The 26,353-nt window shown below is 42.2% G+C and carries 23 protein-coding genes and 3 tRNA genes; 9 read left to right on the plus strand and 17 right to left on the minus strand.

Going from position 1 to position 26,353, the window contains the following annotated elements; all coding sequences use genetic code 11:
* Window positions 1-22 precede the first annotated feature (22 nt).
* The gene (locus G6053_RS12515; RefSeq protein ID WP_108631902.1) at window positions 23-865 is read left to right on the plus strand and encodes a mechanosensitive ion channel domain-containing protein; all 843 of its coding nucleotides are present in this window, start codon (window positions 23-25) and stop codon (window positions 863-865) included.
* Here the strand turns inward: G6053_RS12515 and coaA are convergent.
* From coaA to lysS, 6 genes are all read right to left on the minus strand, one after another.
* A complete protein-coding gene (coaA, locus tag G6053_RS12520) occupies window positions 862-1,821 on the minus strand; it encodes a type I pantothenate kinase (RefSeq protein WP_108631901.1) in 960 nt (319 codons plus the stop codon). The genes G6053_RS12515 and coaA overlap by 4 nt on opposite strands.
* Window positions 1,822-2,016: 195 nt before the next feature.
* Window positions 2,017-2,421 carry an OsmC family protein gene (locus G6053_RS12525; protein WP_241254989.1) on the minus strand — a complete coding sequence of 135 codons (405 nt, stop codon included), beginning with the start codon at window positions 2,419-2,421 and terminating at the stop codon, window positions 2,017-2,019.
* 18 nt (window positions 2,422-2,439) lie between these two features.
* Window positions 2,440-2,820 carry a methylglyoxal synthase gene (locus G6053_RS12530; protein ID WP_108631899.1) on the minus strand — a complete coding sequence of 127 codons (381 nt, stop codon included), beginning with the start codon at window positions 2,818-2,820 and terminating at the stop codon, window positions 2,440-2,442.
* 170 nt (window positions 2,821-2,990) lie between these two features.
* Window positions 2,991-4,223, minus strand: a complete 1,233-nt coding sequence (locus tag G6053_RS12535) for a spore maturation protein (protein WP_165306639.1) — start codon at window positions 4,221-4,223, stop codon at window positions 2,991-2,993.
* A 31-nt stretch (window positions 4,224-4,254) separates the two neighbouring features.
* Window positions 4,255-5,310 (minus strand): patatin-like phospholipase family protein, encoded by a 1,056-nt coding sequence (locus G6053_RS12540; protein WP_165306640.1) that lies wholly within the window; start codon window positions 5,308-5,310, stop codon window positions 4,255-4,257.
* 274 nt (window positions 5,311-5,584) lie between these two features.
* The gene (gene lysS, locus G6053_RS12545) at window positions 5,585-7,303 is read right to left on the minus strand and encodes a lysine--tRNA ligase (protein WP_165306641.1); all 1,719 of its coding nucleotides are present in this window, start codon (window positions 7,301-7,303) and stop codon (window positions 5,585-5,587) included.
* A 226-nt stretch (window positions 7,304-7,529) separates the two neighbouring features.
* Between lysS and G6053_RS12550 the strand changes: the two genes are divergently transcribed.
* Window positions 7,530-8,135, plus strand: a complete 606-nt coding sequence (locus G6053_RS12550) for an RNA polymerase sigma factor (RefSeq protein WP_104382096.1) — start codon at window positions 7,530-7,532, stop codon at window positions 8,133-8,135.
* Window positions 8,136-8,149: 14 nt separating this feature from the next.
* Window positions 8,150-9,535: a hypothetical protein gene (locus G6053_RS12555; protein ID WP_165306642.1), complete on the plus strand. Its 1,386-nt coding sequence runs from the start codon at window positions 8,150-8,152 to the stop codon at window positions 9,533-9,535.
* A 136-nt stretch (window positions 9,536-9,671) separates the two neighbouring features.
* On the opposite strand, the gene G6053_RS12560 is transcribed toward G6053_RS12555, so the two are convergent.
* The 9 genes from G6053_RS12560 to G6053_RS12600 form a co-directional block, all read right to left on the minus strand.
* Window positions 9,672-10,283, minus strand: coding sequence for an HAD family phosphatase (locus tag G6053_RS12560; RefSeq protein WP_108631894.1), 612 nt, complete (start codon window positions 10,281-10,283; stop codon window positions 9,672-9,674).
* Window positions 10,284-10,421: 138 nt separating this feature from the next.
* On the minus strand, window positions 10,422-13,592 hold the full coding sequence (locus G6053_RS12565) for a multidrug efflux RND transporter permease subunit (RefSeq protein WP_108631893.1): 3,171 nt from the start codon (window positions 13,590-13,592) through the stop codon (window positions 10,422-10,424).
* 36 nt (window positions 13,593-13,628) lie between these two features.
* Window positions 13,629-14,786, minus strand: a complete 1,158-nt coding sequence (locus tag G6053_RS12570) for an efflux RND transporter periplasmic adaptor subunit (RefSeq protein ID WP_165306643.1) — start codon at window positions 14,784-14,786, stop codon at window positions 13,629-13,631.
* Window positions 14,787-14,814: 28 nt separating this feature from the next.
* Window positions 14,815-16,140 carry a TolC family protein gene (locus G6053_RS12575; protein ID WP_108631892.1) on the minus strand — a complete coding sequence of 442 codons (1,326 nt, stop codon included), beginning with the start codon at window positions 16,138-16,140 and terminating at the stop codon, window positions 14,815-14,817.
* A gap of 4 nt (window positions 16,141-16,144) precedes the next feature.
* A complete protein-coding gene (locus tag G6053_RS12580; protein WP_165306644.1) occupies window positions 16,145-16,735 on the minus strand; it encodes a TetR/AcrR family transcriptional regulator in 591 nt (196 codons plus the stop codon).
* Window positions 16,736-16,955: 220 nt separating this feature from the next.
* Complete coding sequence (locus G6053_RS12585) at window positions 16,956-17,375, minus strand: cytochrome c (RefSeq protein WP_165306645.1); 420 nt, start codon at window positions 17,373-17,375, stop codon at window positions 16,956-16,958.
* Between the two features lies 1 nt (window position 17,376).
* On the minus strand, window positions 17,377-18,024 hold the full coding sequence (locus G6053_RS12590; protein ID WP_108631889.1) for an SCO family protein: 648 nt from the start codon (window positions 18,022-18,024) through the stop codon (window positions 17,377-17,379).
* An 81-nt stretch (window positions 18,025-18,105) separates the two neighbouring features.
* Window positions 18,106-18,522: a transposase gene (locus tag G6053_RS12595; protein ID WP_165306646.1), complete on the minus strand. Its 417-nt coding sequence runs from the start codon at window positions 18,520-18,522 to the stop codon at window positions 18,106-18,108.
* Between the two features lie 40 nt (window positions 18,523-18,562).
* Complete coding sequence (locus G6053_RS12600; RefSeq protein ID WP_121124591.1) at window positions 18,563-19,060, minus strand: DUF4442 domain-containing protein; 498 nt, start codon at window positions 19,058-19,060, stop codon at window positions 18,563-18,565.
* Between the two features lie 92 nt (window positions 19,061-19,152).
* Here G6053_RS12600 and G6053_RS12605 point away from each other — a divergent pair, with 92 nt between their 5' ends.
* Window positions 19,153-20,388: an MFS transporter gene (locus tag G6053_RS12605; protein WP_165306647.1), complete on the plus strand. Its 1,236-nt coding sequence runs from the start codon at window positions 19,153-19,155 to the stop codon at window positions 20,386-20,388.
* A gap of 253 nt (window positions 20,389-20,641) precedes the next feature.
* On the opposite strand, the gene purN is transcribed toward G6053_RS12605, so the two are convergent.
* Window positions 20,642-21,214: a phosphoribosylglycinamide formyltransferase gene (gene purN / locus G6053_RS12610; protein ID WP_165306648.1), complete on the minus strand. Its 573-nt coding sequence runs from the start codon at window positions 21,212-21,214 to the stop codon at window positions 20,642-20,644.
* 205 nt (window positions 21,215-21,419) lie between these two features.
* On the opposite strand from purN, the gene G6053_RS12615 reads away from it, so the two are divergent.
* Both G6053_RS12615 and G6053_RS12620 read left to right on the plus strand, forming a co-directional pair.
* Window positions 21,420-22,526, plus strand: a complete 1,107-nt coding sequence (locus G6053_RS12615; RefSeq protein WP_165306649.1) for an ISAs1 family transposase — start codon at window positions 21,420-21,422, stop codon at window positions 22,524-22,526.
* 89 nt (window positions 22,527-22,615) lie between these two features.
* Complete coding sequence (locus G6053_RS12620) at window positions 22,616-23,110, plus strand: redoxin (RefSeq protein WP_165306650.1); 495 nt, start codon at window positions 22,616-22,618, stop codon at window positions 23,108-23,110.
* A gap of 71 nt (window positions 23,111-23,181) precedes the next feature.
* Here the strand turns inward: G6053_RS12620 and clpB are convergent, their stop codons facing one another.
* Window positions 23,182-25,782, minus strand: coding sequence for an ATP-dependent chaperone ClpB (clpB, locus tag G6053_RS12625; RefSeq protein WP_165306651.1), 2,601 nt, complete (start codon window positions 25,780-25,782; stop codon window positions 23,182-23,184).
* A gap of 274 nt (window positions 25,783-26,056) precedes the next feature.
* Between clpB and G6053_RS12630 the strand changes: the two genes are divergently transcribed.
* The 3 genes from G6053_RS12630 to G6053_RS12640 all read left to right on the plus strand — a co-directional run bounded on the left by G6053_RS12630 (window position 26,057) and on the right by G6053_RS12640 (window position 26,344).
* Window positions 26,057-26,129, plus strand: a tRNA-Thr gene (locus G6053_RS12630).
* 33 nt (window positions 26,130-26,162) lie between these two features.
* Window positions 26,163-26,235: transfer RNA gene (locus G6053_RS12635), tRNA-Thr, on the plus strand.
* A 36-nt stretch (window positions 26,236-26,271) separates the two neighbouring features.
* Window positions 26,272-26,344, plus strand: a tRNA-Thr gene (locus G6053_RS12640).
* Window positions 26,345-26,353 lie beyond the last annotated feature (9 nt).

Below are 26,353 nucleotides of genomic sequence, written 5' to 3' on the forward strand. Positions count from 1 at the left end.
TGCAAATCATCAACGTTTAAAAATGACAAAATCTATTTCCTTTATCATACGGATTATTCTACTCGTTGCATTGACGGCTTCATTTGTACAATTCGAGTCTTTTTATAAGCAGCGGGAGGTCATACTGAACATGGCCTACGGACTGAATACGTTTCTGACGGCCAGTGTACTAATTTCGATCGGTCATTTTATCCTCGTCAAGCTTTACAACAGCCGCAATGAACATCAGGTTGTCCGTGGTAACTTTGTACTGGGAATTACACGTGTGGCAACTGTGGGAAATGTGTTTTTTATCATTGTTAGTTTGATGATTGCAGTCGGTATCAACCCGAAAGATTTTATAACCAGCATGACGATTGTGGCGATGGCCATCGCCGTTATCTTCAGGGAATATATCACCAATATGATATCGGGCCTGATCATTATGTTTTCGGATCAGTTTTCCGTCGGTGATCGCATTAAAATAGGGGAATATCAAGGTAAAATCGTCGACATTACGCTGGCCAATCTCGTCGTCCGGGACGAGGATGATGATGCGGTCATGATCCCGAACAACTTGGTGTTTACGGCAACCCTGGTCAATAAAACATCGCAGAAATCCAATAAAATTGTCGTAAAATTTGAATTGCCGATGGATCGTGCCGTTCCTGTAGAAGTGCTGGAAGAGTACTTTAACCCCTTATTTCAGCATAATTCCAATCTGGATCATGGCCAGGGATTTACGGTGAAAATAGCTGACTTAGCCAAAGACTATGTAAAATATAAAGTTGAGGTCAGCACGATATCCTCAAGTAACCGGATTCACCAGCAAGTGCAGAGCAAGATTCTGAATGAGGTTCTTCAATTTAAGGGAACGGTCAGTTAGATCTTTCTGACTTTCACATTTTTGACAAAATGATGGCTGCCTTTTTCCAGGATAAGATCGGCGCGATAGCGGGTCGGTAAGATGTTCTTGATCAGGTTTGGCTTATTAATCTCATTCCAGATATTGACGGCCATCGCATGACTTTCTTCGGGTGACATATCTGCATATTTATGGAAAAACGAAGCCGGATTCTGAAAAGCGGTCGCCCGTAGGGATTCAAACCTGTTGGTATACCACTCGATGAGGTTTTTCTCACTGGCATGTACGTAGATCGAATAGTCGAAAAAATCGGAAACGAAGACACTATGTCCTTTGCGGGGGCGTTGTGAATTGACCTGTAACACATTGATTCCTTCGACGATTAAGATGTCCGGTTGTTCAATGATCTGGTGCTGATCATCGGGTAATACATCGTAAACCAGATGGCTGTATACCGGAACCATAATTTTAGGTGCTCCGGATTTAACCGCAGAAAGAAAATGGATCAGCCGTTTGGCATCATAACTTTCCGGAAATCCTTTGCGGTTCAGAATTCCTTTTTCGATCAGTTGTTGATTGGGATGGAGAAAACCATCCGTGGTCACCAGATCCACCTTTGGTTTTGAAGGCAGCATACTCAGCACCCGTTGCAACACCCTGGCCGTTGTACTTTTTCCGACAGCGACAGAGCCCGCAATACCGATGATATAAGGTAATTTACTTTCTTCTTTCCCAAAAAAACGATTTGTCCGCTGATGCAGGCTTTGGAAACGGTCAATGTGAATTTCCAGCAAATGGCTCAGCGGAAAATAGACTTCTTCGATCTCCTGGTTTGTCAATGGCTCATTGAGCGCATGCAGGTTGTCAAGATCTTCGGAACTGAAGTTGTGCAATACCTTTCCATTTAGATTTTTCCAGTCTTCCCGTTTAATTGATCTAAAAGGAGAGTCTATTGCTATTTGTGGATCCAATTGCATCGAATTGCTATTTTTATTGAACGTTTATATGTTATTGATGTCCTGCTTATTTTTCGCTGTTACAGCGCACTTTTCAACTATTCAGCGGCATATAAGAACCTTCATTATCTTTTACTGCAATTGGCAGGTATTGTTGTGCGAAGATTTTTTGTGCGGACAAATATAATTAGTGTCGCCCGTTATCCCAAGAAACAATTACAAATGATTTGAAGTTATTACAATAGGATTAGTTAAGATTTTATGTACAGGACATTTTTCGGCAATCTTAAACAGTCTCTTCTTTTGTTCGTCATCCAGATTACCCTTAAAGCTAATATGACATTGTATATAGGTGGTCTGTTGCTGTTCACTGGTCTGCACTTCATGCGAAAGGCGGATAATAACTTCTTCCAGAGGCCAGCTTTTTCGGTCGGCATACATTTTTACGGTGATTGCTTTGCAGGTGCCTAACGAAGAGAGCAGCAGCGGTGTGGGATTTATTCCCTGATCCTGTCCACCCAAGTCCTCGGGCTCATCGGCAATAATCTGGTGTTTACCATATTGTACGGTCGTGGTATAAGGTGTTTCACCTATGGTGACAATAACTTCATTTTCCATCATCTTAAATAAAATGGTTTGTTAGTCGACAAGATCTTCCAATAATCCTTCAATAATTAAGCTTCCGGTGGCAGGATTGGTGGCCAAGGGAACATTGTAAAGGTCGCACACACGCATCAACATTTGAATATCAGGTTCGTGGGCGTGCTTACCAAGTGGATCACGAAAGAAGATAATGCCATCTACTTTACCTTCAGCGGCTAGTGCGGCGATCTGTGCATCGCCCCCCATCGGGCCGCTTAATTTTAACTCCACTGGAAGTCCTGTCTGCCGCACATAGGAACCGGTCGTTCCCGTTGCGATAATATGAGCATGCTCCAGTAAATCCTGGTGGTCTTTGACAAAAGCAACCATTTCTGGTTTCTTGCCATCGTGGGCGATCAGTGCGATTGTTTTTTTCATCCCTATCTAATTATTTGTTCATTTGTATTTGCGTCCGATGGCTAAAAAGCCATCTTCAACAGATTTATGTGTCTATCGGCAAGTATCTTTTTACGACAGGGCACAGTCAGATTTGTTTTTTATAATATGTCTACCTGTATCTTCTAAACTTAAGCAATGCTTGTAAAATGCTATTTAAAGAAAATATAGGATATAATAATAGCGGCAATCACGCCCGCCAATTCAGCCAATAGGGCACAAGGCAAGGCATGTCTGGTCCGTTTTATCCCCACGGCGCCAAAGTAGACCGCCAGTACGTAAAAAGTTGTTTCAGTGGAACCCTGAATAACACAGGCGACACGTGCCGCAAAGTCCATAGGCCCTTTGGCATTCATTAAGTCAACCATCAGTCCACGCGCACCTGACCCACTGAGCGGTTTCATAAATGCGACTGGCAGAGCATCAACAAAGGAAGTATCTAAACCACATAAGGCAATACCTTTGGATATTCCCGCAACCATATAATCCATTGTTCCTGAGGCTCTAAAAACAGCGATGCCGACCAGCATGGCCACCAGATAAGGAATAATTTTGACAGAAACTTCAAATCCTTCTTTAGCACCTTCAATAAAAGAATCGTAGACATTGACTTTGCGAAAAAGCGCCAAACCTATGAAAGAAGTGAAGAGGCTAAACAGGATCACATTACCAAATACTTTGCTGAAGATCTCTATTTCGGCTTGTTGTAGTCCCGAGAAATAATATAATAATCCACCGATAAATAAACCCATGGCGCCTAAATAGCTTAAAACGACTCGGTTGAATAGGTTTATTTTTTGATAAAGGGCAACAAGGATCAAAGCTACTAAAGTCGAAAAGAAGGTTGCGATCAAAATCGGAAGAAAGACGTCGGAGGGATCCGGTGCACCCGCTTCCTTGCGGTAAGCCATAATGGAAATCGGTAATAAGGTAAGACTGGATGCGTTGAGCACAATGAACATAATCTGTGCATTCGTTGCCGTTTCCTTATTGGGATTCAGTTCCTGGAGTTCCTTCATCGCCTTAAGGCCCAAAGGTGTTGCTGCATTATCCAGACCCAGCGCATTGGCAGAAAAATTCATTAAAATAGATCCGAGAGCAGGATGGTTCTTAGGGATTTCGGGAAATAATTTATGGAAAAAAGGCCCTACGATTTTTGCGAAGATATTGATCATGCCGCCTTTCTCACCGATTTTCATGATTCCCAGGGCGAAAGTCATCATCCCGACCAGCCCCAAGGAGATTTCAGCTCCGGTTTTAGCGCTGTCAAAGATGGAATTGACAATTTGTTGGAAGATTTCGGTATCTCCGAAAAAGATAAGTTTTACCAGGGCTACGGCAAATGTGATTAAAAAAAATGCAACCCATACGTAGTTTAATGCCATAATAGATTTAAATATGCGTAAAAGTAACCTTTTAGAATTTATCCATCAACTGGCTCCAAGGATTTTTCTTCTTATTCTGATTCTTTTCTTTGATGAGGTGTTCGATGATATAATCCAGTGTATCCTCATGTTCACTGATCAGCTTATCCGATAAGGAGATGAGTTTTTGGATATTGTTTGGTGAGGCTGCATCAAGGGAAGCATTGATACTGGATAGATTTGCCGGCTCCAGACGAACGTAATTCTGCTGTTTCCCATTGCTTCTGAATAATTGCTTGATAAAAAATTCGGTACTTTCGGAAGAGGCACTCGTCATGATGTCCACAAGTGCGGGGCCGATCTGAATGGCAAGCTTTTTCTTGAAGTGTTCGTAATTGTAGGCTGTCTTCGATACCCCGGTGCCCAAGGAAACCATAAACATATCGTTGATCTGTGTACTGTTAAAGGCTTTTAACACCTCAAGCAAGCCGCAGATGGAGGGATTCTGCGCAAACACTCCACCATCTATGAGCGGATATCTGGTATTGGATATGGAATAGATTTCGGCAACGGGAAAGAACGTCGGGGCTGCCGAAGTCGCTTTGCAGACATCTTTGAGGTAAAAGTCCCGCGCTTCGCCATGGGTGATTGCCTTCTGTTGCCTAAAAAAATGATTTTTACGGAGCTCGATGTTATAGGCTGTGATAATGCAGGGCTTGATCAGGTGGCTTAACCGCGCATTTTGGAAATATTTGTCCAGCACATTAGACAAGGCGGCCGAAGAGTACAATTCACTCACCAGGCCGAATTCACCCAGAAAACGACGCCATTTGGAGGTGTGGAAGATTTCTGTCCCGTGGTTGACGAATAGATTTAAAGCATCGCGGGCTGAAAACTTGGGATGCGTAGGATCCCGTTCGTCCGGAAACAATAAGATACTTGTAAGAATTCCGCCACTGCTGGTGCCGGCAATAAAGTCAAAATAAGAGGCGATCCGCGCATTGGGATCCATTGTTTTTTTTTGTAATTTTTCCTCCAAAGCCACGAGTATCATAGCTGGGATAATCCCTCGAATACCACCTCCATCAAGGGCGAGTATGCTCTTCATACGCTAACGCTATTTTAATTCAAGATACGTAAATATAGAAAATGTTTACAATTTAGATTGCCCTTTTGAGGCGAAGGTTTTTGTAATAAAAATATAGCCGATCACAATCAGGCGCATGTTTGCGTTGGATGGTAAATGAGAGGGGCCACTGTTTCTTAATCGGGAATTTTAGGTTTTATTGACCGGGATATTTAGGCACTATCCTGTGGGGATATGGGAGGATACCCTAAATAACAGCGGCGGATGTTAGTCCGCCGCTGTTAGTGTCATTGTATTAGTTAAACCAAGCCAGTACTTCGTCTTTACTCGGCATAGTTATGTCTAGTTTTAATTTTTTACGCATGCCGCCAAGATCATTAAAAACCTTATTTGGGTTGGCTTCTTTTAAGGCTTCGATGGTTGTAAAGCCCATTTTTTGTAATGCCGGTACCCAAGCGGCAGGAATACCTTGCTCTTCATAGTCCTTTACGTCCGCAACTTTTGTTACCTTTTCAGGGCGCATCTGCGGGAAGAACAATACTTCCTGAATAGAAGCATTATTGGTCAGAAACATAATCAGGCGATCCATACCTATTCCTAAACCGGAAGTAGGTGGCATACCATACTCTAAAGAACGCAAGAAATCCTGGTCAATAAACATGGCCTCATCATCCCCTTTCTCTGAAAGTTTCAATTGATCTTCAAAACGTTCGCGTTGATCAATTGGGTCATTCAATTCGGAGTAAGCATTGGCAATCTCTTTTCCACAGACCATTAACTCGAAACGTTCTGTTAAATCCGGATTATCGCGATGTTTTTTGGTCAATGGTGACATCTCTTTCGGATAATCGGTGATAAATGTTGGCTGGATGTAGTTGCCTTCACATTTCGCACCAAAGATCTCGTCGATCAATTTGCCTTTACCCATTGTTTCGTTAACGTCGATACCCATACCTTTTGCGGCTAAACGGATTTCTTCTTCGGTTTTGCCGGTGATATCAAATCCTGTGAATTCTTTGATGGAATCGGTCATCGAGATACGCTTATATGGCGCCCTGAAATCAATTTTATGTTCGCCAAAAGTTGCTTGTGTGGTACCGTTTACTGCAAGTGCACAATGCTCCAAAAGGCGTTCTGTGAAATCCATCATCCAGTTGTAGTCTTTGTAAGCTACATAGATTTCCATGGCCGTAAATTCGGGATTATGCGTGCGGTCCATTCCTTCGTTACGGAAGTTTTTGGAAAATTCGTACACCCCGTCAAAACCACCTACGATCAGTCTTTTTAAATAAAGTTCGTTCGCAATACGAAGGTATAATGGAATATCCAATGCATTGTGGTGGGTGATAAACGGACGTGCTGCGGCACCTCCGGGAATAGACTGTAAAACGGGTGTTTCTACTTCCATATAACCGGCGTCGTTAAAAAATTGACGCATGGCATTAAAAAGTTTGGTGCGTTTGACAAATATATCCTTATTGGCAGGGTTTACAATTAAGTCAACATAGCGCATTCTGTAACGTTGCTCCGGATCCGTAAAGGCATCGAATGTTTTGCCTTCAGCGGATTTAACCACTGGAAGGGGACGTAAGGATTTGGATAATACCGTAAGTTCCTCTACGTGTACTGCAATCGCTTCAGTCTGTGTCGTGAAAACATATCCTTTGACACCTACAATATCGCCGATATCCAATAGTTTTTTGAAAACAACATTGTAGAGATCTTTATTTTCATCAGGGCATACATCATCACGCTTAATATAAGCTTGAATACGGCCGGTAGAATCTTGGATTTCAAAGAATGAAGCACTTCCCATCACACGACGGCTCATAATGCGGCCGGCAATGGTAATGTTCTTATAATTCAATTTATCTCTATCGTAGTTTTCTAAAATATCGGCAGCATGTGCATTGACGACAAATTCATTCGCTGGAAAAGGCTCGATTCCCATATCCAACAACGATTGCATCGCCTGTCTTCTAAGTTGTTCCTGTTCGGATAATACAGTACTCATTCGGTCTGAATAATATTTAAAATGTGAAAATCATGCAAAAATAGCCATTTTTTTCAATTCTTTTTATTGATTTTTTTTGAAAAGCGCTGTAGCGAAATACAAATGGCGACCGTTAAAAGAAGAAAAATAGTTAAATAGTGATATTAAGCGGGGACATTCGACTATTTGATTTTAAGTTTTATAATTTTATTTTCGTTATTTGAAGCTTAATATTTAAATAGTTTAAGTGGGAATTATTCAGTCATATTTTTATAACAAGAAGCTATCATCTTTACATGATGCCTTGGAACGTTGCTTGCGAAATCGCGAGGACGGCAAGGCTTTTGTCTATAAAAAATATTATGGCTACCTAATGGCAATCATCATCCGCTATGTCAAACAGGATGTCGATGCCGAGGAACTTGTGAATGAGAGCTTTGTCCGGATTTTTCGAAAATTGGAGTCCTTCAATAGGGATATTGATGCGGAGAACCTCGAAAAATCGTTTCGGGCATGGATCGGTCGAATTGCTGCAAATATCTCAATTGACTTTCTGCGGAGCAAAAAACAGTTGTATTCCGTTGAAGATATGGCCGAAGGGGATATGCATACGCCATCGGTGCAATTGGATAGCCGCTTGGAGGTAAATGAGATTTTGAGCTTGTTGGATCAGCTCCCCGAAATTCAGAAAACTATTTTTAATCTCTATGAAATAGAAGGGTATTCGCATGATGAAATTGCCCAAATGCTAAATATACCGGATAGTACGTCACGTACGTACTTGACAAGGGCAAAGCAAAAACTCAGAAAATTATACTTGGACTATACAGGTGTAGTGCAAGAAATAAGATAAATAGTGTTGTTACCATGGAAGGCAATAAGAAAAAAGAATTGATAGAAGAGATCATTGGGCAATTAAAAGACCATGAACTACCTTATCGGGAAGGTTCCTGGGAAAAATTTGCATCAACGCATGAGGTAGCAACACCACCTTCTTCCGCATGGAAATATTGGAGTGCGGCTGCCGCGGTACTTTTATGTTTTGGTGCGGGCTATTGGGGGGTGAAAAATAATTCTGCAGTCATTCCATCTTCGCCGGTTGTAACCCAGCAACAGAAAGATAGTGAGGTGCTCGCGGACAACAAAGATTTAAAGGAGTCTATTCAACGTTCGTTGTCCGATGTGACCGGGGCACAGGGATTGAGTGAACAGGAACTGATGCGTGATCGACCGTTTACCTATTCGAAAGTGGAAAGTCCTTCTGCTGATGATAGTCAAAAACAACGGTTTGTCTTATTTGATGGAAAAGCAGTAAGCGGGAATAATATTCGTGTATCAAATAATCTTGCCGCTTTAGGTGCGGGGCAGAACATGCAATTGCGCAACAGTACCCTTTCCGCAAGGATCAATCTGGATGACCCTACAGTTGCTGCTTCGTCGGCTATCCCGGGGGCAACAAAGGTTGGTGCGCCATCCAATTCAACTGTGGCATCAACAAATTCAAATACCGTTTCATCCTACACACAGACACAGCTCGAAGCTGCACGCCTTTCTGCGCTATATGCTGGGCAGCAGGGAAGTGGGAAGAGTACTGTCGCTCTGAGAAACGGGAATGATCTTGACAGCAAATGGGAACTGGGGGCATTTGTATCACCGGCTTCTACTTCGGAGAGCATCACCCTCGGGGGCGGAGTTGCCCTGGCTTATAATGTTTCGAGTAAGATCAGTATCCGATCCGGTGCTTCTATCCAGCATTATGGAGCGATGTCAGGAAATACGCCCATCACACCGGCGATGGCTTCCAATTCGTTTGTTGCCGATGCCCCAAGTTATCTTTCACAGCCCAGCAGTTTGAATAATCCTTTGGTGATGCGCACAGCGGATGCTAAAGATGCTAAAAGTAACGAACGCGTTTCCGGTAAAATCTTAACCGTGGATATTCCTGTTGATGTCCGTTATGCGATCAGTAAAAATTTCTATACCTCAGTAGGGGTTTCCTATGTCGGTGTACTGGATCAGGAACGGGCTACGATTTATGAAACCAACAATAAAGAGTATAAACAAACATCCGCAGATAAGAACGTAGATGATAAAGGTGTGAATGGGTTTGTGAACTTCTCGGTCGGACGAAAACAGAAAGTCGGCAAACTTTCCATCTCTGTGGAACCTTATTACAAACTACCCGTTGGAGGTTTGCGGTCGTCTGATCTGAATTACAGCAATGGCGGTGTGAAAATTATCACCAGCTTCTAATACAAGTTGTCGAAAACGTAAAAAGCGGATCCTCCCCGAGTTGAGCAGTCCGCAAAAAAACTGAGGAGTCAGTCATAAAGGAAAAGCCCTTGAATTTCAATTCAAGGGCTTTTTTATGTTGAATCATTGAGCCTGTTTATAGTTCATCTATGCGGACCCAGCCCATTCCTGCGGCTTTAGCACCTTCAACGCCGGGAACCCCGTCTTCATAGACCAAGCATTTTTCTGGAGCGATGTTCAACTGCGAAGCTGCAAGCAGAAACGGTTGTGGGGATGGTTTACCTTCTGGAGTGTCTCCCGCACAGACTAACGTTTCAAGATCATCCCATACTCCGATAGTATTTAGGGTCATGGACAAAGTTGTCCTTGTTCCGCCGGAGACGGCAGCAATATGTTTTTTACCTTTTTGGTACTTCAAATGCTCAACAACATAATCGACCGGTTTTGTTTTAAAAACATATTCATCTCTAAATATCGTGGACTTAAGTGTGGAGAATTCCTCGTGGTCAAAGTCGACAGCATAGCGTTTGCTGATTTCCGCAGCAACGGCTACCGTAGGCCAGCCGGCAGTTTCGTCAATGAGATTGACATCAAGCTCAACGCCATATTGTTTGGCGGCAGCTTTATAAGCTTGTTTATGGGCATCCATGTTGTCCGCCAATGTGCCATCGACATCAAATAGTAAGGCATCATAGGATTCGGCAAGAAGATTTAGTTGTTCAAATTTGCGTTGTGATTCAGGTGACATATGTTTTTAATCGTGTGCGGTAAAATTAAAAATTATAATTGGAAGCGCAAAAAACAAGCGGCCTTTCTTTCGTCGGAAAGAAAGGCCGCTTAAGCGTACTGTTAGAATTAGTACCGTATGCCGCAAACCGTTGTTTGCTTAGTGTGCACTTAAGTTCTTTGCTTTTTCTTCATCGAAATTGGCTTCTAATTCAGCTAATTTTTTCTTACCGTAGGCCATTCGTGTAATCACAACGAACAGGACGGGAACGATAAAGATTGCCAAAAGTGTCGCTGCGGTCATACCACCGAATACCGTCCAGCCGATTGTTTGGCGGGAGATGGCACCGGCACCGTGTGACAACATCAATGGAATAATACCCAGGATGAAGGCGAAAGAAGTCATGATGATCGGACGTAAACGCAATTTTACAGCATCCAATGTTGCCTCATAGAGATTCATTCCGATGTCAACCCGTTCTTTGGCAAATTCCACGATCAGGATCGCATTCTTGGCCGCCAGACCGATAATGGTTACCAAACCGATCTGTGCATAGATATTATTATCTAAAGATGGTATCAACGTTAGGGTCAAAATCGCTCCAAATACCCCTAAAGGAACCGATAGAAGGATAGAGAATGGTACTGACCAACTTTCGTACAGGGCCGCCAACAGCAAGAATACAAACAGGATACATAAGGCAAAGATCTGAATGGTTTTTGATCCCGACTGCATTTCCTGTAGTGAAAGTCCGGAGAATTGATAATCAAACCCTTCCGGTAAAGTCTGTGCTGCAACTTCCTGTAAGGCTTTCAATGCATCCCCAGACGAGTAACCCGGAGCCGAGCTACCATTGATCTCGATACTTCTAAAGATATTGTAGTGGTTGATGATCGACGGCATCGTTATCAGCTCATATTTAACGAGCGTACCCATTGGTACCGGGTTGCCCATCGTATTGTTGACATAAAGTTTGTTGATGTCTTCGATATTCATACGATAAGGGATATCGGCTTGTGTAACGACACGATAGCTACGGCCATACTTGGTGAAGTCATTAACATAGCTACTACCCAAATAGGACGATATCGTCGAATAAATACTTGATATCGGAACTCCCATACGTTTAGCCTGTTCACGATTGACTTCCAATTTGTAGTTTGGAGAATTGGTATTAAACATCGTATAAGCCATTCCAATTTCTGGACGTTGGTTGGCAGCCATGAGGAATTTACCCACTGTAGCTTCGAAATCCTTGATATTTACCGTTTGTAAATCTTGTACCTGCAAGGAGAAACCTCCGGATGTACCTAAGCCCGGAATAGCTGGTGGTGTTACCGCTAATACCCTTGCTTTGGTATAACCCATGTATTTACCCATGATCATACCGGCAATATCGCTGGCCGTACGTGTCCGTGTTTCCCAAGGTTTGAGCGACACGAAAACTGTCGCACCATTGGATTTGAAGGCACGGTTCAGGATATTGATACCAGAGATCGCGGTCACATATTTGATTTCAGGAAAAGTCTTATGTAGATCGGCCTCAATCTCTTTAAGCACCTCATTTGTACGTGCGGAAGAAGAACCCTCTGGTAGCGTAATACCTGCAAAAAAGGCACCACCATCCTCGGAAGGAATAAATCCTGTTGGCTTGGTCGTAAACATCCAGCCTGTACCGATGAAAATACATAAAAGGATGATCAATACAAGTGGCGCTTTTTTTATCGATTGTTGTACACCTTTTGAATATCTGATCGTTACTTTTTCAAACCATACGTTGAATTTGTAGAAGAACTTGTTCAAACCTTTAGCACCCTCATGTACGGCTGTTGGTTTCAAAAGAATCGAACATAATGCTGGTGTCAACGAAAGGGCAATGAATGCGGATAACATAACCGATACCGCAATGGTGATCGCAAATTGTTGATACAATTTACCGACCATCCCCGGGATAAAACCTACAGGAACGAATACTGCCGCCAAGATTAAGGCAATTGCGATAACCGGTGCTGTAATATCACCCATGGCACGGCGTGTTGCTTCTTTTGCGTCCAGCTTATAATGGTCGATATAGTGCTGCACGGCTTCCACCACAACGATGGCATCATCCACCACAATACCGATGGCCAGTACAAAGGCAAGCATGGTCAAGTTGTTCACAGAGAAACCAAACATCAGGAAGAAGATGAATGTACCAATAATCGATACAGGAATCGCCAGAACAGGGATTAAAGTTGCTCTCCAGCTTTGTAGGAAGAAGAAAACCACGACGGTTACCAGGATCAATGCTTCAACCAAGGTGTGGATAACCGAGGAAATAGATGCATTTACCACAGACACGGTCTCATAACTAATGGTATAATCGACGTCAGTTGGGAAAGATTGTTTTAATTTTTCCAAAGCCGCAACAATACCTTCTGCAGATTCTACGGCATTTCCACCTGGCGTTTGGTTGATCATCATCGCAGATGAGGTCATGCCATTTACGGTAGACGATGTACCATAATTGAATTGACCTAATTCAACACGCGCAACATCCTTTAAAAGTACGATCGACCCATCTTTGTTGGTCTTAACGACGATGTTTTCAAAGTCTTCGGGATTTGAAAGGTCACTATCGGTAATGACCGGATATTCAAATACTGTCGAAGACTCTTGTGGACGTCCACCAACGCTACCGCCAGGTATACGGGAATTTTGTTCCGCAATTGCTGTCGATACATCAGCAGGAGTCATGCTTAGATTGGCTAATTTGTTTGCATCTAGCCATACACGCATTGAAAATGGTTGCCCAAAAGCGGTCACATCACCGACGCCTTTAACACGTAATAGCGCATCTTTTACGTATAAGTTGTTGTAGTTGGCCAAGAAATTTTCGGATCTTGTTCCTTTTGGTGAAGTTAAAGCAACCAACATCAAGATATCGTTGTTGGCCTTACGGGTAGTGATTCCCAAACGTCTTACCGCTTCTGGAAGGGCAGGCTCGGCAATCCCGACACGGTTTTGTACGTCTAGGGTTGCAATATCAATGTCAGTACCTACTTCAAATGTGACAGTAATTGTTGCTTGACCATTTGAAGTACTATTTGACGACATATAAATCATGCCAGGTGTACCATTGATCTGACTCTCGATCAGAGTCGTCACGGTCTGTTCAACCGTCTGTGCATCTGCTCCTGTGTAATTAGCTGTTACCGTTACCGTTGGAGGTGCAATAGAAGGATACTGGCTAATTGGCAACGTAGAAACAGCAATAATCCCGATAATTGAAATCAATATCGAAATAACGATTGCGGTAACTGGCCTCTTAATAAATACTTCTGAAATCATTCTATATTTTTTAGATTCTCTTAAAAATTAATGTTGTTATTTTCCTTGTGGAGCACCTTTTGCAGCTTGTTGGGCGGCAGTGGCAGCGTCGACAACTTTAACACCATTTTGGACGTTCATGGCACCATCAACAATGATTTTTTCACCATCTTTGACACCTTCTTTAATGACAACTTTGTCACCGGCTTTAATGCCTAATTTTACCTGACGGATTTCTGCTTTACTGCTATCATTAACGGCATATAAATTGAATACACCCAATTGCTCAAAAACCGCCTTGTAAGGCACAACGATTTCCTCGTTTGCTGAAGTCGTAGAAACATTCATCGTAATGTTCATACCAGCTCTTAATGCATTGGAATTGTTGGGGAAAGTAGCCCGGACTTTAATTGTTCCTGTTGCTGGATCAACAGCGCGGTCAATTGTTGTTATATTGCCTTTTCCTTCATAAGTGCTTCCGTCCGGCAATAGAAGTGAAAGGTCCGATGAAGAGCGGCTGCTCTGCATTTGAACAAATTTGCTGATATCTTTTTCGTTCACCTGAAATTCAATGGCAATAGGGCTTGTTGAAGATAAAGTGTTCAATAGGGTAGTTCCTGGATTGACCAAAGCACCTAAACGTACTTGCGATATACCTACAGTTCCTGCAAATGGTGCGCGTATCGTAGAGCGTGACAAGTTTGTACTCGCCGTAACCAACGCTGCGCGGGCAGATTCTACCTGCGCCTGTGACGAAGCGACAGCGGATACTGCATTGTCAAATACTTGTTTGGCGATCGCATCTTTGTCAGCCAATGTCTGGTAACGTGCCAAATCTCTTTTTTGACGGTCAAGCTCGGTCTGTGCTACTTGCAGGCTTGCTTTTGCCTGTTGTACTGCAGCATTATAACGTGTTCCGTCAATCTCATACAAGGCTTGTCCTTTAGAGACCACAGCACCGTCTGAAACATATATTTTGGTAATATAACCGCTTACTTCGGCAAATAAATCTGCTTCGTTCAACGGTTTGACTGTTGCGGGATAACTTATTGTTCCCGTAACAATCTCATGTGATGCTGCGCCAAAGGTAACAGGAACAACCTTCTCAGCCTGAGCCTGTGCTGCACCTTGCTTTTTTGCATCTTTATTTCCACAAGAGGTCCATACTAAAGCCGTCCCAAGGAAGAAAGCGAATAATAATTGTCTTTTATTCATGATTTGTATTAGTTTCCGTTTGAATTGATTAATTAGTTTGGATCGCTCCAATTGCTTTTTGAACATCCAGTTTACTTGACAATAGCGCATAAAGGGCATTCAAATAGTTTAATTGTGTTGTTTTAAGATCAGTCTCCGCAGTCATGAGGTCCAAGTAAGTTTTAATCCCCTCATCATACTGCAATTTGATGGTTTCATAAACTTCTTTGGAAAGGACAACATTTTCCTGCGCTGTTTTCCAGTCATTTAGATTAGCGTTATAAGTTGCCCTGGCCATCGAATATTCTGTGTTGACCGTATTTTCCAAATTCCTGATGTCCCAATCGATGCGTTCTTCCTGCAACTTTGATTTGTTAATTTGGTGCTTGCGTTTGAACCCTTGAAAAATAGGTAACGATAAGTTCAGACCCGCAACAGAACTCGGAATATTATCATTGTACAATTTGCCAAAGCTGTTATTTCTATAATTAAATGCATAGTTATAGAAAACACTTATGTTGGGAAGATATGTCCATTTATAATATTGAGTATTTAATTCCTGAATTTTTTTGGAAGTTTGCAATTGTTGGAATTCAATGCGATTTGTAACATTGATACCGGCAGTCGTATCCAATAAAACCTGCCCTTCCATATTCGTATTGTTGAAGGAAAGTGTCAGGTTTTGCCCTTTATCCAAGGCAAGCAGCTGTTTTAGATAGTCATATTTATACTTACGGAGCTCAACGGTACGTTTTTCATCTGCTCTGGCATTTGCGAGGGCAATCTGAGCACGTTTGTAGTCGGTCTTATCGACTACACCGACATCATAGCGCGAATGGGCATCATTGTATTGCTTTTGCAGACGCGCAATATTTTCCTGTACGATTTTAATCTGTTCTTCTGAAGTCAGAATGTCATAGTAAGCTTTGCTCACGTCAACCACTGCGTCAATTTTTTGACTCTCCGTGTTCTGTTTGTTACTCAGGCGGAGCAAATCAGCACCTTTTTTCGCCTGCATTAACGCAGGATTTAAAATCTGTTGGTCTGCCTGCAGCGTTAAAGCGCTACTATTTTTAGTCCCCATTGGAATATTAGCACCATTGAAAAACATGGTTGGTAATTTCACATTGTGATTGTAATTGCCCGTCAGACCAAGTTGCGGATACCAGCCAGAGAGCGAAATGTCTATATCTTTTTCACCTATGGACTCATCGAGTTCTGCTTGTTTGACCGAAATCTTATTCCGCAAAGCATAATCTATCAGCTGCTGAAGCGTCGCATTTGGCGGCAAGTTTTCAGATTGCTGTTGTGCAAATCCTGTATTACTCAAAAGCGATAGGGTCGCTAAGGAATAAACGATTTTATTGAACTTCATATATCTAATTAATTATTTTATTTCTATTAACAGCACCGTCCCAGATAATTTCCATCAGCTCCTTCAGATTTTGTTCAGAGAATTGAAGATCTTTGAATTTGATGTTGTGTACTGTAGACAAAGCTACCCCAATATAACTAGCCACCAACAGGTGGACATTTACTTGTTTTAGAATCTTTTTATCAATGCCTTCCTGCAAAAAATCCAGGACTTTATTCTGACCACCTACAGGTTCTTGTATTTCAGCTTTATTCTTTTCATAGTATGGAGAAGAAAAAAACTGTTCAAAAAAACTGAAGATCTGGGCATTTTCTAAATAGAACTTGACAAAATTGCGCCACACATGAAAAAAAGACGCTTTGTAGTCAAAGTCTTCTTTGATGCCATCAAAAATGTAATCATTCAGTAACGAGCGACAATGTTTGAAAAGCGCAAAGATCAGATCATCTTTAGAAGGAAAATAGTGATAGATTGTACCTATCGCTACTTCCGACTCCTGTGCAATTTTACTCATCGGCGTCCCATGGAAGCCGTTGGTATGGATAAGTTTAAGTGTGGCAGCAAAGACAGCTGCTATTTTTTCATTTGTATGCATCAATCGAACGTTCATTCGGGTGCAAAATTAACAATTAATTTGAATGCAAAATGTCAGATTATTGTTATAAATCAATAAAAGCTAAACAATTTGGATCAATACTACAATAAGGAAAAAAGATTTAAATTGTTTTGGCTTCGGGCAATTATTTTTTAGTGGCTTAATTTGAGGCATATGCTGCGGATAGGGCAATAAAAAAGGAACTTTTAAAGTTCCTTTTTTATTGGCAGTTTTTCAGCTGTTTTTCTACTTCCGCCAAGGGAAAGATATCCTTGCCTTTATTGATCTTTGTGTTGATGTAGGTCAGTACGTAGGCGATATCAACTGCCGAAAGATTTGAAGCCGGCATGGTGGAATTGAATTTCTTTCCTGCGACTTCCAATGCTCCGGTAGCCCCGTACTTGATCATGCAGGCAAGTTTTTGCCGATTGCTTTCCAGGAATTTGACATCCGTCAGGGGAGGGTACAGGTTTCCTAATCCTTCGCCCTTTTCGCCATGGCAATTCTGACAATGTGTAATATACACTTTTTGACCATTGACGCTGTACTGTGCTGTTCTGATGTCAACTTCATTCTGACAGCCGATGAGCACCAATAGGAGGGCACCAATGATAAAACAGGTCGTAAAAAGCGCGCGCATATTAGTTTTTAGCTTCGTTCAACAACTTTGGTAGGTCCTCCATCAGCTTTTTTACCTGCTCGTCATTTGTCCCGTCATAAGCACCACGGATACGTTTATCCTTGTCAATTAAGACCAGGTAGCCTTGGTGGTCGTAACCCCCGGGGGCATTTTTATCTTCTGCTGTATACACAAGGTATTGGTTGGCGATGCCATATATGTCAGCTTTTGTGCCTGAAACAAATTGCCAGTGGTCGTTGCTCACGCCCAGCTTATTTGCGTAATCTTTCAGTACATAGGGTTGATCGTATTTAAAATCTATGCTATGGGACAAAAAACGGACGGCATCGTTGTCTTTATATTGTGTGTAGATTTTCAATAGATTACGGTTCATTGTTGGGCAGATGCTCGGACAATGGGTGAAAAAGAAGTTGGCAATGTATACCTTGCCCTCAAAATTCTGGTCTGAGATCATCACACTGTCTTGATTTAAAAATTTAAATGCCGGGATGGTATGATAGACCGTATCTACGACTTGCTTTCCGTCAACGGTTTTCTCGACGGCTTCACGTTCGCCGTAAATGGGCAAGCTCGACTGACTCGTGTTTTTGCAGGAGAATAAACCAAGCAATAGGCCTGTGGCACAACAAAGTTTAATTATAGATTTCATCTGTTTTTATTCTTTTATTATCGATTCACCCGCGGGGGTATTTCCTCCAGCTACAAGCTGTTGGCGCATGGAGCGGCTGCTTTAGAAATTTTTTAATTTTTCCTGGCTTTCCTTGGAAACTTCGTCAAATATTTTTTTCATGTCTGACACCTTCTGCAGTTCAACTTCAAAATACTTAACATCGGTGCTATCTGGATTATAATCTTTCATCCAGTCCATCATATGGTCCGTCGCACTTTCCAAATTCGCTTTTAATATGCCGAGATCTTTCCTTGTAGCTGTAGTGTCCAAATCGGCCTTAGCTGCTTTAAGCGTCTTTAAGTTGTTTAAGATGGAGTCAATTTTGACTGCATCGCGGTCAAAATGGGCGATCTGAGGCATGATTTCATCATGGATTTTAATTGTTGAATCCTGTAAAGCCTTTACATTATTTGTGCCGGTGGTTCCACATGCCGCTATTGCCAAGGATGCGATAGCCATGAAAGCGATTTTGTTCATGTTTCTATTTTTTTGGTAATTGGACAAAGATATCAATTTCTTATTGCCCGAGCTTTTGATTTCTATCCGGGAATGTAAAATTCAAGTCACGAATGTAGGTTTCACAATGCACTACAGCGCATAGCTCATTATTTTTATCTTTGATTTCCAAACTCAGGTTTTTTATGATTTTACCTTTTGTACGTATAGTCTGGGTACATTCCGCAAGCAGTTCGTCCGAAAGCTGCACCGAATAGCCCACACTGGTCTTGCCCGGTTTTTTAAAATCTATTTTTGATGATTTAAGCCAGGCAATGGTTTTTTTAAAGCCAGTTTTTTGAAGGTACTGATCAATCAGGATCGGAAATATAGGATCCGCCGCAGCAAAGATGGTCCCGCCAAACAAGGTTCTATTGGTATTGATATTGAATGGGGTCTTGTAAATTTTTACCTCGGCTCCTTTGAAGCCGGGACTGATCTTTTTTACCCAGATTCCCTGGAATAAAAAAGGCGGGTAAAAGCGCAAGAGCCATGTTAATGCACGCGGACTGTATCTCATCTTGCAAAAATAAAACAATGTGGCGGATTATTTTCTGAAATCTTGGTTTTCTTCGTTCACTATGGTATTTTTACGGCATCAAAAAACCTAAAATGTCAACATTAAAAGATAAACAGGCTGAGAGCAAGAAAGTATGGTTATTGGTGACAATAGCTTCGCTGGGATATTTTGTCGATATATACGATCTCATTATTTTTTCCATTGTCCGCATTCAATCCTTTACGGATATTGGGGTTCCGGTAGCGGAGATGCGGGTAAAAGGCGAATTTGTACTTAATATGCAAATGGGCGGTCTGCTCTTGGGCGGAGTTATCTGGGGGATTATCGGGGATAAATTCGGGCGTTTAAAGGTCTTGTTCGGTTCTATTCTCCTGTATTCATTAGCGAATATTGCCAATGGTTTTGTATACGATGTCATGCAATATGGCATTATCCGGTTTATCGCGGGAATCGGATTGGCCGGTGAACTGGGGGCGGGGATTACCTTGGTTTCGGAAAGTATGCATAAGTCGAAACGCGGTTATGGAACAATGCTGGTGGCCAGTGTTGGGGTAATGGGTGCTATTCTTGCTTACTTTGTTTCCGAGGAATTCAATTGGCGCACCGCTTATTTTGTTGGCGGTGGAATGGGCCTATTATTACTGCTATTACGTGTCGGTTCCTTTGAATCGGGCTTATTTCAAGAACAGGATAAAAAGGATGTGCCGAAAGGTGATTTTAGGATGCTTTTTACAGATAAGAGCCGATTGAAACGTTATGTTAATTGTCTTTGCATCGGTCTGCCAATCTGGTTTGTGGTCGGGGTGTTGGTGACACAGGCTCCGGAAATCGGAAAGGCGTTGGGTGCATCTGAGACTTTAAGCGCAGGCAAAGGGGTGATGTTTGCTTACATCGGAATTTCCTTAGGTGATGTTTTGGCAGGAGTATTTGCACAGGTTTTAAAATCACGGAAGAAAGTTGTTTTTATCTGCCAATTGATTATTGTTGCCAGCTCATTATGGTATCTGCTAAGTACTGGAATTACCGCCGATAAGTTTTTGATTTTGGCGTTTATTATGGGGCTTGGAGTAGGGTACTGGGCAACCTTTGTGACGATCTCGGCGGAGCAATTCGGTACAAATCTGCGGGCTACGGTCGCAACGACCGCTCCTAATTTTGTCAGAGGAGCCTTGATCCCATCGACCATGTTATATGGACTTTTAGTAAATTCTTTTGGTATTGTACCTGCGGCAATTACGATGGTATTGCTGCTTTCAGGTATTGCTATATATTCCCTCTCGCAACTTGAGGAGAGCTTTGATAAAGATCTCAACTATCTCGAGGAATAACGAGCTGGATCTAAACTGGCTATTTTTTTCGGCCGGGACATTTTTTGCAACGTTTCCCTTCTTTGTATTTCTTGCAGCATTTTTTGAAACAGATGCAGGAAAAATCAGAAAAAGGATTCATTGCAGCGCTTCTAAATTGAAATGGGCTTGCTTTGCCCTCACCCTCACACGGTTCCACAAAGGATTCAATAACTTCGTTCATGGTACAAAGTTACTATTTGTTTAAAATAGTTCTAAATAAAAAATAATGTTTTTACATTTTTTTGATTAGATTCTCAATCACTTTCGGAAAATGTTGATGTTCCAATTGTTGACCTTTAAACTTAATGATATCCAGGGTATCATTGGGATCTACCTTAAACTTGGCTTGATAAATAATTTCACCTTCATCAAAGTGTTCATTGGCAAAGTGAATCGTGATACCGTGTTCTTCTTCCTTGTTGGCTAAAACAGCTTTATGCACATGGTCTCCGTACATGCCCTTACCGCCGTATTTAGGCAGGAGAGCAGGGTGGATGTTAATGATCTGATTCGGATAAGCTCTTAAAAGATTATTGGGTACCAGCCATAGGAAGCCGGCCAAAACAATCAGATCGATATTTAAATTTTTAAGAATGTTAACGATATTATCTGTGTTGTAAAATTCATTGCGATCGAATATATGTGCTGGAATTTCAAAATTGTCAGCGCGTTGAATAACGTAAGCATCAGGATTGTTGGATAGGATCAGCGCAACCTCAGCTTCATCTGAGTATTTGAAATGTTCCATTATTTTTTGAGCATTGGATCCTGAACCTGAAGCAAAAATGGCAATTCGTTTTTTCACGATTAATGAGTGTTAATAGATTTGATCGATTTAAAAATTAGCCCAAACTTACGCATTTTTTGTAAAAAAACTAAAATATTGACGAATAGAACCAGGGCTAACGCATTAAAAATAAAAAATTCAGGAGAGTTTCCACATTTTTAGGTTTTCGATGTTGGTAATATGTGTTTCGTTAATGCTCTGATGGAGGTATCTTTGTTCCATCATGTTAGAGAAAAAGAGTACCCTCCATCACTATTTTGAACAGTTTCCCGACCACCGGATTAGCCGGAACAAGAAGCATCTTTTGAGTGACATCATCATTCTGTCGATCCTTGGTGTACTTTGTGGTGCTGAATCCTGGGATTCCATTGAGGCTTTCGGTAAAACCAAGCTTGGTTTTCTCAAAGGTTTTCTCAAACTGCCTCATGGGATTCCCTCACACGACACGATCAATCGTGTCTTTAGCGGTCTTCGGCCCAAGTTGTTTGAAAAAATGTTCGTAGAATGGGCAGGTAGCCTGAAGAATGAGTCGATCAAAAAGGAGGTCATCAGTATAGATGGGAAGAGCATTAGGGGTTCAAGGGATAGTTTTCATTCCCAGAGTCCAATACACATGGTGAGCGCATGGGCATCCAGTAATGAGCTGGTATTGGGACAATTGAAAGTCTCTGATAAGAGCAACGAGATCACCGCAATCCCCCTTTTATTGGAACTGCTGGACATAGAAGGGAGTATCGTGACCATAGATGCTATGGGTACCCAAGTCGATATTGCACAGAAGATCGTAGAGAACAAGGCGGATTATATCCTATCGGTCAAGGGAAACCAACAGGAACTATTGGATCAGATAAAGGGTCGATTTGAAAACCAGCTTCCAGCAGACGCAGATCTCGCCCAGGAGAAAGGGCACGGACGCATAGAAAGCCGTAAATGCGAGGTGATCACCGACCTTACCTTCATAGACAACAGTATTTCATGGGCTTCAATAAAATCGGTGGTACGCATAAGTTCCACAAGGGAGATAGGAAACAAGGTGACCACAGAACAGCGCTATTATATCAGCAGCTTGAATGAAAAAGCTGCACATTTCAATAGTTATATCAGGTTACACTGGGGCGTGGAAAACAAGTTGCACTGGTCACTGGATATGATATTTAATGAGGACAGGCAAAGAAAGAGAACAAAGAATGCCGCCGACAACTTCTCATATATTAGAAAAATAGGACTCAATCTGCTCAAAAAGGATACATCAAAGGGCTCATTGGTCACAAAGAGACTCAAAGCGGGATGGGATGATAAGTATCTAATGCAAATTTTTAATCAAATTTAAATGCGTTGACCCTGCGAATAGAACCGCGTTTTTAGTATAATTGATTAAAATTTAATTGAATATTCATTGTCTGTTTAAAATTCTCTAACATGAAGTTACTCTGTTCCCTATTTCTTGCCTGTGGATTTTTCCTTTTTCAGCCCGTGTTTGCCCAGGCGCCAAAAACGATACCCGCATTTACATTCGAAGAGGTGTATCAGACGGGTAAGTTCAGTTCGGACAGGTTGCCTAAAACAGGCTATATCGTCCTTGATTTTTACGATCCGGGCTGTGGGCATTGTCAAAAAATGGGAGCGGGCATCGCACAGAATTTACAGAAGCTCAAAAATGTTAGTTTTTACCTTATTTCGATGAATGATAAGGTTTATGTGGATGGATTTATTAATATGCATGCCAAAGCATTGAAGGGGGCGGCCAACGTGAAATTTTTGTATGATGGCGGAACGCAGTTTATTGAAAAATTTAACCCGAGTAATTATCCCTCCCTTTATATTTATGATGGGAAAACCAGAACATTGGTGCAGCATCTTGATGGTGAAGACGATGTGAAAAAATTGCTCAAAGCCATAGGGGTTCCGAATTAAACGATCATTGTTTCCTAAAAGTAAAAGCCCCACTGATGAAGCGGGGCTTTTACTTTATGAAACAACAGGTGTTAATCTTGCTGTTTATTGATAAAGACAAATTTTCCGTCGAACACATCCAGCCGTATGATGGAATCGCGGCTGACTTTGCCGGATAAGATTTCTTTGGAAAGTTCATTCAGAATACGTTTCTGAATGACGCGTTTCAACGGTCTGGCACCATAGATCGGATCGTAACCGAGTTGTGCCAACCAGTCCATCGCTTCGTCAGACGCCGTGATAAAGATATTCTGTTCGGCCAGTTGTTTTTGGACATGGGCAAATTGAAGTCTCACAATATCAGCGATTTCATCTCTGCTCAATGGTGTGAACATGATCACCTCGTCAATACGGTTCAGAAACTCCGGACGGATCGACTGTTTAAGCAGGTCAAATACCTCGGTACGTGTTTTTGCAATGATCTCCTCTTTATTGCCGTCATTCAAATGACTAAAATTATCCTGGATAATGTGTGAACCCGTATTGGAGGTCATGATAATGATCGTGTTCTTAAAGTTGACCGTACGGCCTTTGTTGTCCGTCAGATGACCATCATCCAGTACCTGCAATAAGATATTAAATACATCTGGATGTGCTTTTTCGATTTCATCGAGCAATACGACCGAGTAGGGATGTCTCCGTACAGCCTCTGTGAGCTGACCGCCTTCATCATAACCTACGTATCCCGGAGGCGCACCGATCAAACGGGATACGGCATGGCGTTCCTGATATTCGGACATGTCGATACGCACCATGGACTGTTCATCATCGAAGAGAAATTCGGCCAGGGCTTTAGCAAGTTCGGTTTTTCCGACCCCAGTTGTACCTAGGAAAATGAATGAGCCTATCGGACGCTTCGCATCGTTCAGTCCAGCTCTGGAGCGGCGGATCGCATCTGAAATGGCTTCGATGGCCTCGTTTTGACCCGCTACCCGTTTGTGGAGCTCTTCTTCCAGATTCAGCAGTTTTTCACGTTCAGACTGAATCATTTTGCTGACAGGGATGCCTGTCCATTTGGCAACAACATCAGCAATATCTTCCGAAGTTACCTCTTCCTTGAGCATGCGTTTGCTTTCCTGTTTCTCAGCCAGTTCAGCTTTCAGTTTCTCTACTTTTTCCTGTGCCTCTTTGATTCTTCCGTAACGCAGTTCCGCTACTTTGCCGTAATCACCAGAACGTTCCGCCTGTTCGGCTTCAAGCTTATAGTTTTCGATGTTTTCAATTTCCTGGTTTACATTGTCGACTAAGCTTTTCTCCTCTTGCCAAGAAGCCCGTAGCGTATCGCGTTCAGCGGATAGGTTGGCAATGCTTTCTGAGAGTTCCTGTACCTTTTTGTCGTCATTTTCACGTTTCAATGCTTCGCGTTCAATCTCCAGTTGCATGATACGACGTTCCAGCTCATCGACCGCTTCGGGTACGGAATCCATCTCCAGGCGCAATTTTGAAGCTGCTTCGTCAATCAGATCAATTGCTTTGTCCGGTAAAAAGCGGTCTGAAATATAGCGTTGTGACAGTTCCACTGCAGCGATAATGGATTCGTCGAGGATTCGCACCTTATGGTGTGTTTCATAACGCTCTTTTAATCCCCGAAGAATGGATATCGCATCCTGGGTGTCCGGCTCTTCCACCATGACTTTTTGGAATCTGCGTTCCAAAGCTTTATCCTTTTCAAAGTATTTTTGATATTCATTGAGTGTAGTGGCTCCAATGGCACGTAGCTCCCCCCTGGCCAATGCGGGTTTCAAGATGTTTGCGGCATCCATTGCACCCTCGCCGCCACCGGCACCGACCAAGGTATGGATTTCATCTATGAATAGAATGATCTCTCCATTGGAATCGGTGACTTCTTTGACAACAGCTTTTAGACGTTCCTCAAATTCACCTTTGTATTTGGCTCCGGCCACCAAGGCACCCATATCCAAAGAAAAGACAATTTTGGATTTGAGGTTTTCCGGTGCGTCGCCTTTAATAATCCGGTAGGCGATTCCCTCAGCGATAGCTGTTTTACCGACTCCGGGCTCACCAACGAGTATAGGGTTGTTTTTGGTACGCCGTGAAAGAATCTGCATCACACGTCTGATTTCCTCATCCCGGCCGATGACCGGATCGAGCTTACCGGATTCAGCATACTCGTTTAGATTACGGGCGTATTTGCCCAATGCATTATAGGTAGCTTCCGCATTTTGATCGGTGACGCGGCTGTTGCCACGTAGTCCTTTAATGGCCGTCTTTAAATCTTTTTCGGTCACACCTTGGGATTTCAATAGGGTGGATGTTTTGTCCGAAGTGGCCAATATACCCAATAACAAGTGCTCAACAGAGACAAATTCATCGTTGAATTCTTTGAGGTATCCCTGCGCTTTTTGTAGCGCATTGTTGGCACCACTGCTCAGGTAGATATTGCTTCCGCTTACCTTTGGGAAACCCTCGATTTGCTTGTCAAGCTCAGTGCCAAGGTAAGTGACATTGACGTTCAGTTTCTTTAAGAGGTGGCTGACAACGTTTTCATCCACAGATAGTAATGCTTTTAGGATATGTGCTGTCTCGATGGCCTGTTGTTGATTTCCAGCGGCAATCTCCGAAGCTTTTTGTATAGCCTCTTGGGCTTTGATTGTGTAGTTGTTAAAGTTCATGCTGTATCGCTTAATTAAAGTTTTGTTGCTGTGCTTCATCTATAACAATTGAAATGCCATTCGGGTTTTATGGGTTATTTCGGAAAAAATGGCATTAATATTTATTGAATCATGACAAATCTTCATATTGTAAAAATAATGCTGTTGATTTTGAATTATTTGTCAATGCCAAGGACAAAAATTATAGCGGTAGACTTGCATTTTTGATTTAGGCTTTCGATATTTGCAGCATCTTAAAACGGACGGTCGTTTTAAAGATTGAAAAGAAGTGAATGCCTCTTTAGCTCAGCTGGTAGAGCAACTGACTTGTAATCAGTAGGTCATTGGTTCGATCCCGATAAGAGGCTCTTCGAGTACTACTCATTAAACTTCTTTAAAAAGCCTCTTTAGCTCAGCTGGTAGAGCAACTGACTTGTAATCAGTAGGTCATTGGTTCGATCCCGATAAGAGGCTCTTTGAGCGACACTCATTAAAATTCATTTAAAAAAGGCCTCTTTAGCTCAGCTGGTAGAGCAACTGACTTGTAATCAGTAGGTCATTGGTTCGATCCCGATAAGAGGCTCAAAAAATC

Source organism: Sphingobacterium sp. DR205, from assembly GCF_011064245.1.
In the GTDB taxonomy this organism is placed as follows: Bacteria; Bacteroidota; Bacteroidia; order Sphingobacteriales; family Sphingobacteriaceae; genus Sphingobacterium; species Sphingobacterium athyrii.